Origin of the sequence: Hyalangium versicolor, assembly GCF_020103695.1 — a bacterium.
Lineage (GTDB): Bacteria > Myxococcota > Myxococcia > Myxococcales > Myxococcaceae > Hyalangium > Hyalangium versicolor.
The window spans coordinates 44288-56808 of record NZ_JAHXBF010000037.1 but is presented as its reverse complement, the minus strand read 5'-3'; the positions used below and the strand labels follow the sequence as shown (position 1 = coordinate 56808).

7 protein-coding genes are annotated in these 12521 nt (G+C 68.5%); 2 read left to right on the top strand and 5 right to left on the bottom strand.

Annotated elements, in window-relative coordinates:
* Positions 1 to 56: 56 nt before the first annotated feature.
* From KY501_RS46725 to KY501_RS46715, 3 genes are all read right to left on the bottom strand, one after another.
* A complete protein-coding gene (locus KY501_RS46725; RefSeq protein WP_224371538.1) occupies positions 57 to 452 on the bottom strand; it encodes a type II secretion system protein GspG in 396 nt (131 codons plus the stop codon).
* A 4-nt stretch (positions 453 to 456) separates the two neighbouring features.
* The gene (locus KY501_RS46720; RefSeq protein WP_224371535.1) at positions 457 to 1917 is read right to left on the bottom strand and encodes a cyclic di-GMP-binding domain-containing protein, MshE-related; all 1461 of its coding nucleotides are present in this window, start codon (positions 1915 to 1917) and stop codon (positions 457 to 459) included.
* A gap of 128 nt (positions 1918 to 2045) precedes the next feature.
* Entirely contained in the window at positions 2046 to 2243 is a 198-nt protein-coding gene (locus KY501_RS46715; RefSeq protein ID WP_224371533.1) for a hypothetical protein, read from the bottom strand.
* A 610-nt stretch (positions 2244 to 2853) separates the two neighbouring features.
* Between KY501_RS46715 and KY501_RS54475 the strand changes: the two genes are divergently transcribed.
* Positions 2854 to 3264: a DUF6310 domain-containing protein gene (locus tag KY501_RS54475; RefSeq protein WP_373691726.1), complete on the top strand. Its 411-nt coding sequence runs from the start codon at positions 2854 to 2856 to the stop codon at positions 3262 to 3264.
* Positions 3261 to 4019 (top strand): DUF5953 family protein, encoded by a 759-nt coding sequence (locus KY501_RS46705; protein ID WP_224371529.1) that lies wholly within the window; start codon positions 3261 to 3263, stop codon positions 4017 to 4019. The genes KY501_RS54475 and KY501_RS46705 overlap by 4 nt, the downstream gene beginning before the upstream one ends.
* Before the next feature lie 281 nt (positions 4020 to 4300).
* On the opposite strand, the gene agmC is transcribed toward KY501_RS46705, so the two are convergent.
* Both agmC and KY501_RS46695 read right to left on the bottom strand, forming a co-directional pair.
* Positions 4301 to 10522: an adventurous gliding motility protein AgmC gene (gene agmC, locus KY501_RS46700; RefSeq protein ID WP_224371527.1), complete on the bottom strand. Its 6222-nt coding sequence runs from the start codon at positions 10520 to 10522 to the stop codon at positions 4301 to 4303.
* 15 nt (positions 10523 to 10537) lie between these two features.
* On the bottom strand, positions 10538 to 12466 hold the full coding sequence (locus KY501_RS46695) for an OmpA family protein (RefSeq protein WP_224371525.1): 1929 nt from the start codon (positions 12464 to 12466) through the stop codon (positions 10538 to 10540).
* Positions 12467 to 12521: the final 55 nt, after the last annotated feature.

Here is a 12521-nt window from a genome sequence, read left to right as displayed (position 1 = left end):
AGGTCGCGCATGGCCGACACGGGAACGGCGCGGGGAGCCCTGGCCCCCTCGGCTGCTCAGCGCACGTGGCCGTCGAACTGGTGGTGATCCTGCTCGGCGCCGGTGCCACCGCGCTCGCCGTCCTGCCCGAAGGTGAGCAGCAGCGGCTTGTTGCCATTGTTCTCGTAGATGTACTCGCGGCCCCACGGATCCACCGGCACCGAGGGCACGTACTTGGGCACGAGCACCTCCCACATACTGCCCTCGTCGGGATAGACGCCGTGATCGGCGTGGTACTTCTCGAGCGCGGAGTTCAGCAGGATGAGGTCATCGTGGATGCGCGCCCAGGACGGATCCTGGCGGTGCAGCCGGAAGGCGGCCGTCACCATCGTCACCGCGAGAGCCACCGCCACCGCGATTCCCAGGAAGAGCTTGGTGGGAGCGGGGCGCGGGGGATTCGATTGTTCGCTCATGACTTCACAGCGCGCGGAAGAGCGGCACGGGCTGTTGCTTGCCCTTGAGCCGGACCGGCGGCAACTCCTCGAACGCCATCTCGCGGCCCTGGACGAGCTCGCGCGTGCGTTCTCCCACCAATATCTCTCCCGGGCCCGCGAGGGCACACAAACGTGCGGCCACGTTCACCGCGTCTCCGATGCACGTGTACTCGGTCCGCATGGCGCCGCCGATGTTGCCAGCCACCACCACGCCCGAGTTGATGCCGATGCCCAGCTCCAGCACGAGCGGCCGGTCGCCACCCCGGTTGGCCATCCACTCCACATGGGCCTGCGTGCGCAGTTCCTCCATGGCGGCCATCATCATCTTCGCCGCCTGGAGCGCCCGCAGCGCGTCATCCGTGCGGTGCACCGGCGCGCCCCACACGGCCATGAGCCCGTCGCCCAGGAACTTGTCCAACGTACCGCCCGCGGTGAGCACCGCGTCCGACAGCCGCCCGAGCACCTCATTGAGGACATGGACGACTTTTTCAGGCGCGAGGCTCTCGGCCAGCCCGGTGAAGTTGCGGATGTCCGCGAAGAGCACCGTCACCTCGCGCTTCTCACCGGTGAGCACCACGGTGTCCGGGCTCTTGAGAATCTCATCCACCACCTGGGGGGACGTGTAGCGCTCGAACAACCGGCGCATGCGCTCCGTCTCGCCGGTGCGGCGCATCACGCTCTCGATGCGCGCGGACAGCTCGTCCATGGAGGCGGACTTGTTGACGTAGTCGTCCGCACCGGCGCGCAACCCCTTCACCTTCTCCGTCTCGCTGTCGTTGGCGGTGAGGATGATGACGGGCACCTGCCGCGCCGGGCCGTCCTTCAGCCGCCGGCACAACTCCACTCCGTCCAGGCCTGGCATGTCCAAGTCGCTGAGGACAATGGCCGGCTGTAGCTTGTTCACCTGCTCGAGCGCCTTGTACGGATCATCGAAGCAGAGCACCTCGTAGCCCAGCGACTCGAGGCCCTCCTGCACGAAGGCGCACGCCAGCGGGCTGTCATCCACCACCATGACGCGGTGCTTGCCCTCGGTGGCGGGGCGCGGGGGCTCCTGGCGGCCGGAGATGCGGCCCTGGAGGCTGAGCGCCTCGTAGATTTGCTTGTAGGTGCAGTAGCCCATCTCGACGAGGATTTCGCCGAGCTTGCGCCCGTCCTTGCGTTGGAAGGCGAGCGCCTCTTCGAGCTGGCCGAGGGAGACGTACTTCATGCCCACGAGCAGCTCGCCCAGGGGCGGGTGCGAGGCGGTGCGGTCGCTGTTGATGCCGAGCGCCTCGCCGAGCGCGTCTTGAATCTGTTCGCGGGTGACGTAGCCCAGGGAGATGAGGGCCTCGCCCACACGCTGGCCAGTGAGGGCTTGGAGCGCGAGGGCTTCCTGGACCTGGCCGGGCGTGACGATGCCGAGCTTGAGCAGGAGGTCGCCGAAGAGGGGACTGGAGGCACTCATCCGAGGCAGGGTCTCGGCCACCCGAAGGCTGGCCGCAGGGCTTTTCCTTTCTGACGCTTCGAGACTACCCCACCGGGTCCCACACAGGGAGCGCAAGAAACAAGCTCGCAGTCATTTCGGACCCTCACTCAAGGCTCCAGCCGCCAGTCAGGCCCCCGCGAACGGGGGGAGCGTGCTGACTCCAGGGGTCGCTTCTCCACGCCCGAGCCCTCTGGCACGCAGGCGCCGATCCGGCTGCCGCCGCCCTCCCGAGGGATGAGCCCCAGTGAGTAGGGGCTATCCCACATGAGCCGACCCGGGTCCACGGCGAAGAGGAGCTGGGACATCAGGCTCGAGCTCTCCTCGTCCCCCGAACCTGTATTCACCAAGGCGGCAGCCATCGTCTCGAGCGTGGGAGAGGTAAGCGCAGTCGCCGTCGTAGGAAGCACCGTCGTCATCTCCCTGCCGGCCACAGCGGTTGCGACGAGGGCTGCCGTCCTGGCGCGTGCCCCGGGCCGAGTTGGTGCTGTCGGACGCGCGCGCCCCTGGCTCAAGCTGTCAGAGCTTGCTGGCCAACTCCCGAGGGGAACTGGCCCAGCTTTGACCCGCACCGCCCCCTCTTCGCTGAAAGGACGCGAAATGAACTTCCGAACTTGCAGCGCACTCCGCCAAGCCGTTGCCGTTGCCGTTGTCGTAACTGGGTGCGCCACTCCTCAAGAGGCGGCCAAGACTCAAGAAGCGCCTGAGACCTACGCTTGGGCGCCTGTGCGCCCACCCGCTGTACCCGGCACGGGCCTCCCCGCCCATGGGCAGCCAGGGCAGGTTCACCCCCAGTCCCTGCCTCGGAGCCCACACAAGCGCGTGTTGCCGCCCACCCGGGAGCCGGGCCTTTGGGCCGGAGACGCTCCGCGGGACGCGCAGCAGCCGGAGGCAAACCCCGCACCGGAGGAGCCCAGAGTGAACAGGAGCGCCCCGCCTCCCCCAGTGACACTGGAGCGCCGCCCGGGGTGCCAGCCCATCCTGGTGCCGCACGCGGGCGGGGATGTCCCGCATAACGAGTGCGCCGATAAGTTTCCGCCCAACCGCTATCCCGGCATGGACGTACTCGTGGGCGGTGAGCGCTTCGATGCGCTGCAAGTCGGCGTGCGTGTGCTGTGGGAGATCAAGACCCACCTATTTGACACCTACCCTGACTTCATCCAGGAGCGGGAGATTGAGAAGGAGGTGGAGCAACTAACCATGGAACTTGCCGCTGCGCGGGCCTGTGGATACGACTTCGTTGTTGGGGTGAGCACCCAAGCGCACAAAGACGCGCTGCTCAAGGTCCTTCCCTCTCTCAAGATCGTCGTCACGGGATGCAAACGATGACCACTCGAGATCGCCTCGTTCTGGCCGTCTACGCGCCAGCGCTCGTGGCCAATGACGGCCGCACACTCGCTGTCGTCAGTGGTATGGAACGGGCGCTGCCCGGCTTGCTCCTGAAGTGGGAAGTGGGCGAAGGAGGGCGCCCCATCGAGTTACCGCAACGCGACGCTTGGCTCGTTGAGGCGACAAGACGCGGAAAGCTCCCGCTCCTGTGCAATGGCGACGAGAGCTACCCTGTGACGGTTGCGGGGAGACAGAGCCCAGCAATCCTCAGCCCGGGCGGCCAGCCGCAACTCCACGTTCATGCGAAGTTGCCGCTAGACGAGGCCGTTATCGCGGCAGCGGCGCAGATGCTGGAGGGCGTAGCGGAGGGCGCACGCGCGTTCTGGGGGCATGCGACGCCGGATGCCGCTGCGCTGGACATCGCGTATCAGACAGCACCCACGCTGGAAGGACCGCCGTCCCCACGCCGGGGGTTGCCCGCCCTGAAGCTCTTCGACCACATCCGCTCGCCAGAGATTCCCTATTCCCTTGGGTGGCTGAACTTCTGGTCCGCCGCTGCCGCGCAAGCGATCGGGTTCCCGGACCCGGCCCGCGACGCCGAGTTGCTCACGCGAGCGCGGCGCACGGCGTCGGGCGGGTGGGTGGTGCAGCTCACGAATGCACCGCTCAATCTTGACAACCCCGCCCATCTAGAAGCGCTCTTGCGGACCTACGAGCGCTTCCCGGAGATCGGCGGGCGCGTCACTCCGGGGTGAAGGAGGCCGCTGAGCGGCAAGTTCTCACTCTCGAAGCAGCCCTCGCGCGCGGCCCGGCAAAGAAGATCGGGCTCTACCAACGCATCCTCGTGAAGGATGCTCAGCATGAGGTTGCTCGCGACAAGCTCCACGAACTCAAAGCACTGCCCCAGCAGCCAGGGACGCCAGGCGGAGGGCACGCCGAACCGCGTGAAGCCCCTTCGAACTTCGCACGGCCCGGAGTAGGGCACTCCGGGCCGCAGGGCCCGCCCGCTCTCTAGGAGCGGGCAGGCCACGAGGTGCTACGCGCGACGCTTCCGGGTCAGCAGCACCGAGAGCACCGCCAGGCCCATCATCGCCAGCGCCGAGCGATCTCCACCCGTCGAGGCGCAACCCACGCCGCCGCCACGGAAGTTGATGTCCTCCGGGCTGGCCTTCACGACAGTCCACGTCGCGGTCGCAGGCGTCGGATCCACGTTGCCAGCGCTGTCCTTGGCACGAACGCTGAGGGTGTGTCCGCCCTCGGCAAGGTCCTCGAACGTGGTGGGATCCGAGCACGGCTTGAACTCGCCACCATCGAGGCTGCACTCATACGTCACACCCTCCTCGGTCGAGCCGAAGTCGAACGTGGCGCTCGTGGTGTCTGTGTCGCCCGAGGGACCCGAGACGATGGACGTATCGGGCACCGCCGTGTCGACCACGATGTGGACCTCATTGGACGCGGGGCTGGCATTGCCCGCCGCGTTGGTCGTGATGGCCGTCACCGTGTACGGGCCATCGGCCAGCGGCGTGGTGGGCGTGAACGTCCAGTTACCGTTCGCGTCCGCCGTGACGGTGCCCACGGCCGTGCCATCGATGAGGACCGTCACGGTGCTGCCCGGATCGGCCGTGCCCGAGATGGTGGGCGTGGTGTCGTTGGTCACCGTGCCATCGGCGGGGCCCGTCACCACCGGCGCGTTGGGCACCGAGGCGTCCACCGTGAAGGTGTTGGTATTGGCGTTGCCGCTGGTGTTGCCCGCCTCGTCCGTGGCCGTAGCCGTCACCGTGTGCTCGCCGTTGCCCAGGCCCGTGGTGGGCGTGAACGTCCAGTTGCCGCTGGCATCCGCGGTGGTGGTGCCCGCCGTGCTGCCGTCCACGATGACCGTGACGGTGCTGCCAGGCTCCGCCGTACCGCTGTAGGTCGGCGTGTTGTCCGCAATCACATCGCCATTGGCCGGCGTGGTGACGACGGGAGCCGCCGGAGCGGTGAGGTCCACCGTGAAGGTGTTGCCGCTGGACGCGGGGCCGGTGTTGCCCGAGGCATCCGTGGCCGTGGCCGTCACCGTGTGGTCACCCTCGGTCAGCGGCGTGGTGGGCGTGAAGCTCCAGTTGCCGCTGGCGTCCGCCGTGGTGGTGCCCACGGGGTTGCCGTCCACGATGATGGTGACCGTGCTGCCAGGCTCCGCCGTGCCGGTGTAGGCCGGCGTGGTGTCGTTGGTGCTCGAGCCATTCGCCGGAGCGGTGACCACCGGAGCCGCCGGAGCGCCCGTATCCACCGTGAACGTGTTGGTGCTGGCGTTGCCGCTGACGTTGCCCGCCTCATCCGTGGCCGTGGCCGTCACCGTGTGCTGCCCGTCGGCCAGCGGCGTGGTCGGCGTGAACGTCCAGTTGCCGCTGCTGTCCGCGGTGGTGGTGCCCACCACGGTGCCGTCGACGATGATGGTGACGGTGCTGTCCACCTCGGCCGTGCCGCTGTAGGTCGGCGTGGTGTCGCTGGTGCTCGAGCCGTTGGCCGGCGTCGTCACCACCGGAGCCGCCGGAGCGGTCAGGTCCACGCTGAACGTGTTGGTGTTGGAGTTGCCGCTGGTGTTGCCCGCGGCGTTGGTGCCCGTGGCGTAGACGCTGTGGTTGCCCTCGGCCAGCGGAGTGGTCGGCGTGAGCGTCCAGTTGCCGCTCGCATCCACGGTGGCGGTGCCCACCGAGGTGCCATCCACGTACACCGTGACGGTGGCGGTGCCGGCAGCAGCCGTGCCGCTGTAGGTCGGCGTGGTGTCGGTCGTGCTCGAACCGTTGGCCGGAGTGACGACCACCGGAGCCGCGGGCAGCGTGGTGTCCACGGTGAAGGTGTTGGTGTTGGAGCTGGGGCTGGTGTTGCCCGCCGCATCCGTGGCCGTGGCGCGCACCATGTGCGAACCGTCCGCCAGCGGCGTGGTCGGCGTGAACGTCCAGATGCCCGAGCCATCCGCGGTGGCGGTGCCCACGGGGTTGCCATCCACGATGATGGTGACGGTGCTACCAGGCTCGGCCGTGCCGCTGTAGGTCGGCGTGGTGTCGCCGGTGATCGAGCCGTTGGCCGGAGCATTCACGACAGGGGCCGAGGGCGGCGTGCTGTCCACCGTGAACGTGTTGGTGTTGGAGTTGGGGCTGATGTTGCCCGCCGCATCCGTGGCCGTGGCGTAGACGGAGTGCGAGCCATCCGCCAGCGGCGTGGTCGGCGTGAAGGTCCAGTTGCCGCTCGCGTTCGTGGTGGCGGTGCCAACGGACACGCCATCCACGTACACGGTGACAGTGCTGTTGGCCTCTGCCGTGCCGCTATAGGTCGGCGTGGTGTCGTTGGTCCGCGAGCCGTTGGCCGGTGTCGTCACGACCGGGGCCGAGGGCGCCGCGGTGTCCACCGTGAACGTGTTGGTGTTGGAGTTGACGCTCGTGTTGCCCGCGGCATCCGTGGCCCTGGCAACCACCGTGTGCGAGCCATCCGCCAGCGGCGTGGTCGGCGTGAACGACCAGTTGCCACTCGCGTCCGCGGTGGTGGTGCCCACCGCCGTGCCATCCACGTACACGGTGACGGTGCTGTTGGCCTCCGCCGTGCCGCTGTAGGTCGGCGTGTTGTCATTGGTCCGCGAGCCGTTGGCCGGAGTCACCACCACCGGTGCTCCCGGAGGCGTGGTGTCCACCGTGAACGTGTTGGTGTTGGAGTTGACGCTCGTGTTGCCCGCGGCATCCGTGGCCCTGGCGGCCACCGTGTGCGAGCCATCCGCCAGCGGCGTGGTCGGCGTGAACGACCAGTTGCCGCTCGCGTCCGCAGTGGTGGTGCCCACCGCCGTGCCATCGACGATGACGGTGACGGTGCTGTTGGCCTCCGCCGTACCGCTGTAGGTCGGCGTGTTGTCATTGGTCCGCGAGCCGTTGGCCGGAGTCACCACCACCGGTGCTCCCGGAGGCGTGGTGTCCACCGTGAACGTGTTGGTGTTGGACTCGGGGCTGGTGTTGCCCGCGACGTCCGTGGCCGTGGCCTTCACCGTGTGCGAGCCATCCGCGATCGGCGTGGTCGGCGTGAACGACCAGGCACCACTCGCGTTCGTGGTGGCGGTGCCCACCGCCGTGCCATCCACGATGACGGTGACGGTGCTGTTGGCCTCCGCCGTGCCGCTGTAGGTCGGCGTGTTGTCGTTGGTCCGAGAGCCGTTGGCCGGAGTCACCACCACAGGCGCAGCAGGCGGCGTGGTGTCCACCGTGAACGTGTTGGTGTTCGAGTTGACGCTGACGTTGCCCGCAGCATCCGTGGCCCGAGCGGCCACCGTGTGCGAACCGTCCGCGATCGGCGTGGTCGGCGTGAAAGTCCAGTTGCCGCTCGCGTTGGCGGTGGTGGTGCCCACCGCCGTGCCATCCACGTACACGGTGACGGTGCTGTTGGCCTCCGCCGTGCCGCTGTAGGTCGGCGTGTTGTCATTGGTCCGCGAGCCGTTGGCCGGAGTCACCACCACCGGTGCTCCCGGAGGCGTGGTGTCCACCGTGAACGTGTTGGTGTTCGAGTCGGGGCCGGTGTTGCCCACGGTGTCCGTGGCCGTAGCCTTCACCGTGTGCGAGCCATCCGCGATCGGCGTGGTCGGCGTGAACGACCAGGAACCAGTCGCGGTAGCGATAGTGGTGCCTACCGCCGTGCCATCCACGATGACGGTGACAGTGCTGTTGGCCTCCGCCGTACCGCTGTAGGTCGGCGTGTTGTCATTGGTCGTCGAGCCGTTGGCCGGAGTGACGACCACAGGCGCCGGGGGCGGCGCGGTGTCCACCGTGAACGTGTTGGTGTTGGACTGGACACTGACGTTGCCTGCCGCATCCACGGAGGTCACGTACACCGTGTGGACGCCGTCCGGCAGCGGGGTGATCTGCGTGTAGGTCCAGGAACCTCCAATCACCGAGGCAGTGCCGACGATGGTGCCATCCACGTAGATGGTGACGCTGACGGCGCCGGTCGCATTGCCGCTATAGGTCGGCGTGTTGTCGTTGGTGACCGAGCCATTGGGCGGGTTGATCACCACCGGCGCGGGCGGCGGCACGGTGTCGATGAGGAACGTGTTGGTGTTGGAGTTGGGGCTGACGTTGGCCGCCGCATCCGTGGCCGTGGCGTACACCGTGTGCGTGCCGTCCGCGAGCGTCGTGGGCTGCACGAGGCTCCAGGTGCCCGTGGCGGTCGCCGTGGTGGTGCCAATCGACACGCCATCCACGAACACCCTCACGGTGCTGTTGGCCTCGGCCGTGCCCGTGTAGAGCGGCAGGGGGTTGTTCGTCCGAGCCCCATCCGGGGGCGTGTTGACCACCGGGGCCGCGGGCGGCGTGTAGTCCAACGTGAAGGTGTTGGTGTTGGAGCTGGGGCTGACGTTGCCCGCCACGTCCGTGGCTGTCGCCCTCACCGTGTGCGAGCCTTCCAGCAGCGCCGCGGTCTGCACGAAGCTCCAGACTCCCGAGGCATTGGCCGTGGTAGTGCCAAGCAGCACGCCGTCCACGTACACGGTGACGGTGCTGTTGGCCTCCGCCGTGCCCACGTAGGTCGGCCGGTTGTCGCTGATCGCCGAGTTGTTGGCCGGCGTGCTCACCACGGGCGCCGCGGGCGGCGTGGTGTCCACCGTGAAGGTGTTGGTGTTGCTCTTCAAGCTCTGCACGGCCTGAGCCGTGTTGACGGCCACTGCGTAGATGGTGTGGCTGCCCTCGGCCAGCGCCGCAGTGGGCGTGAACGTCCAGTTGCCGGAGGCATCGGGCGTGACATTCGTCACGAAGACCCCGTCCACATAGATGGCGACCTGGGTGCCCGTGGGAGCGGTCGTGGCCAGCGTGCCGTTGTAGGGGGGCTTGGTGTTGTTGGTCCGCGAACCGTTGGCCGGCGTCGTCACCGTCGGAGCGGGCATCGTGGCCGGGAAGCCGGTTGTCAGCGTGGTGGAGCTACCGTTGACGCCTGCACCGGCCCCGTACGGCGATCCGCCCGGAGCGGAAGAGTCCTGCTGCACACCCGCGCTCGCGCCAATGATGGAGGCTGCCGTCGGAGTGCACGTACCAGTGGCCCGCTGGTACAGGATGCGGCCACCACCACCACCACCGCCCGGGCCCACCTGGACGCCACCGTTCGCGCTGCCGCCGGTGCCGCCAATGGCCTGGATCAGTCCGCAGGCCGCCGAGGTGGCGAAACGCATATAGATGGTGCCGCCACCACCGCCGCCCGAGGCTCCATCCTGGGCCGACGTGCTGCCGCCCGTGGCGCCGTTGGCCGCCAGGCTCCCAGGCCCGGCCAGTGCATTGGCCCGGAACCAGATGATGCCACCACCCGCACCGCCCGCCGACGGCGACGCGCCGTCACCGTGACCCGCGCCACCGCCACCGCCCATCAGCAGGTGATCCAGGCTCGCGAACGTCAGCGCCGCGCCGCCCTGGCCGCCCACCGCGCGATTGCCGTCCGTGCCCAGATCGCTGTTGCCGCCCTGGCCGCCAGAGCCGCCATTGCCGCCGCCGCCGCCGCCCGAGTTCAAGCACACGCCGCCACCGCCTCCGTTGGCCACCCGGCCGCGCCCCGTCTGCGTGGGGCCATACCGCGTGAACGCGATGCCCTCGCCCTTGGCCGCTCCCGTGGCGGACGGCTCATCCAAGCCCGTGCATCCGATGGCCCCGCTGACGTCATCCACATAGGTGCCACCGCGAAAGCCCCTGCCAGTGGCGAGGAAGCCCGGCGAAGAGTTGTTCGTCACCGTGCCATTGGCCAGGAACGCCACGACGCCGCCCACCATGCCATTCCATGCCGGCGCGGTGATGTTGCGCGTCGCGTTGATGGTCACCGTGGTGTACTCGGGCACCCGGATGACCTGGGAGACGGTGGCTGCGTACGAGTACACGAGCGGTACGTCCAGGGTCATGGTCGAGGCGGTGATGCCTGTCAGCCGCGCCAGCTCCCAGCGGCCCACGGCATCATTCGTCACGTCCACCGGCGAGGAGCCACCCGACGGCGGCTCGGGCGTGATGCCCGTCATCTGGAGGATGAGCACCAGATCGCCGTTGGCGAAGCCCGTGGTGGTCCCCACCGTGATGCTGGTGTTTCCCGGAGAGGCGGCCGCCGTCACCTGCGCATAGGCGTTCACCTGAAGGCCCGTTGCGGCGACCGTGAGCGCGCCGTCCTTGCCTGTGCCCAACCCGTAGGTGTCTGGGCCTGCCAGCGCTGGCAGGGCACAAACGGTGACCGCAAGCAACGCGGTTTGAAGGAGAGTCTTTTTGAGTCCGTTCATGTGTCTGGTCCCCCGTTACTGCTGGGTGCCCTCATTGGTAGCGTTGACGAAGTCGACCCGGCGGTTCGTCGCCCGGCCCTTGGCTGTCTTGTTATCGGCGATGGGCCGCTCCTGCCCGAAGCCCTTGGCATCGAGCCGCTGCGACGCCACGCCCTTCTTGATCAGGTAGTCACGCACGGCCTCGGCGCGCCGCTGTGACAGCGTGAGGTTCGCGGCCGGCTTGCCCGCGTTGTCCGTGTGGCCCTCGATGCGGAGCTTCTCGATCTCCGGGTGCGACTTGAGGAGGTTCGCCACCTGATCCAGCAGCGGGAAGCTGCGCTTCTGGATGGTCGCCTTGCCAGTGTCGAAATAGACCGTGTCCTTGATGTTGATACCGGTCTGACCGATGGACACGACCTGCTTGTTCTTGGCGGGGCAGCCCTGGTTGTCGGCGGGGCCCGCCTCGGTGGGGCAGTTGTCCAGGTGGTCGGCCACCGTGTCGTTGTCCGAGTCCTTCGCCGGGCAGCCCTTCAGCTCGGGGATACCGGCCTCGGTCGGGCACTTGTCCTGCTCATCCAGGATGCCGTCCTTGTCCGCATCCTTCACCGGGCAGCCCTGACGATCCTTCGGGCCCGCCTCGGCCGGGCACTTGTCCACCGAGTCCTCGATGCCGTCCTTGTCCACATCCGGGCAGCCCTGGAACTGCGCCACGCCGGCCGCCTGCGGGCACTTGTCCGCCGCATCCTCGATGCCGTCCTTGTCCGAGTCCGGGCAGCCCTGGAGCGCGGCCTCACCAGGCACCGTCGGGCACCGGTCGTCCGCATCCAGCACGCCGTCCTTGTCCGAGTCCTTCAGCGGGCAGCCCTGCGCATCCACCCGCCCGCCCTGCAGCGGGCACGAGTCCGCGCGATTCACCACCCCGTCACTGTCATCATCCAGATCCGGGCACTGCTCGGGCTTGTGCTTGCCACCCGCCACGCACTTGGGCGGCACGCTGCCGTAGGCCACGCCGAGCAACCCGCGGAACAACGGCGTTCCGGGAGACCGCTGGAAGCCCACACCCACCATCGCGAAGCCCTCCAGGGTCTCGGTCAGAGGCAGCCGCGCACCCGCCAGCGCCTCGACGGTGGCGAGGCCATCCTTGAAGGGGATCCGGCCGACGACGTTCAACTCGCCGCGCAGGCCCTCACCCGTGGTGGCCAGCACGCCGCCCAGGTTCAGCTCGTTGCCCAGCTCATCATCCACATCCGTGTTCCCGCTGAAGGTGGCGCTCGGGCGCAGCGACACGCCCGCGTCCAACGCGGCGCGGAGGAACCCGAACCGCTTGCCCACCATCACGCTGGGCACCGCGCGAATCGAGTTCTCCCGGGACAGCGCCTCGGCGCTGCCCAGCGGCAGGCCCGCGTGCACGCCCACCGCCAGGTCCACCGGGTTGTCATTGCGCTCGGACAGCAGGCCGAAGCGCAGCGTGAGGTACGGCGTGCCCAGCGACACCCCCTCGCGAGGCTTGCCCACACCCAGCGCCGTGAGGTCATCGCCCTTCTGCAGGAGCACCACCGGCACCTGCAAGGCCACCTCCACCCGCTCCGACAGGCCGTAGGCCACCGCCAGGTGCCCCGTCACGCGGTGCTTCACCACCGAGCCCAGCTTGTCGTCCTCGCCTCGATAGAGGACGAGGGGATCATTCTCGTAGTGCCCCAGCAGGGACAAGCGGTAGCTGCCCTCGGGCAGCAGCTCGCCGGTGCCCAGCAACAGCGAACCCTGACCGCTCGGGTTGAGCACCAGGCGCTCCAGCTCCACCTCCGGGAGCCCCTGGGGCTGCGCGAACGCGGAGGCCCCTGTCAGAAGTACGGCGAGTGTCAGCGGACACGTCAGCTGACGTGTCAGCGGAAGAAGGGAGGACTTGGGGCCCGCGCGTCGGGAGGCTCGAGCCTGGGTTCCGGCGGGCGATGGAGCTTCAGTCATGTCGTCGTCTTTCCTGCGAGAGACCGGGATTGAACGAGAGGAGGGCACCGCTCGC

What these genes read in the sequence shown, in the direction of transcription:
- KY501_RS46725 (WP_224371538.1), bottom strand. Translation starts at nt 452, where the DNA reads ATGAGCGAACAATCGAATCCCCCGCGCCCCGCTCCCACCAAGCTCTTC.
- KY501_RS46720 (WP_224371535.1), bottom strand. Translation starts at nt 1,917, where the DNA reads ATGAGTGCCTCCAGTCCCCTCTTCGGCGACCTCCTGCTCAAGCTCGGC.
- agmC (WP_224371527.1), bottom strand. Translation starts at nt 10,522, where the DNA reads ATGAACGGACTCAAAAAGACTCTCCTTCAAACCGCGTTGCTTGCGGTC.
- KY501_RS46705 (WP_224371529.1), top strand. Translation starts at nt 3,261, where the DNA reads ATGACCACTCGAGATCGCCTCGTTCTGGCCGTCTACGCGCCAGCGCTC.
- KY501_RS46695 (WP_224371525.1), bottom strand. Translation starts at nt 12,466, where the DNA reads ATGACTGAAGCTCCATCGCCCGCCGGAACCCAGGCTCGAGCCTCCCGA.
- KY501_RS46715 (WP_224371533.1), bottom strand. Translation starts at nt 2,243, where the DNA reads ATGTCCCAGCTCCTCTTCGCCGTGGACCCGGGTCGGCTCATGTGGGAT.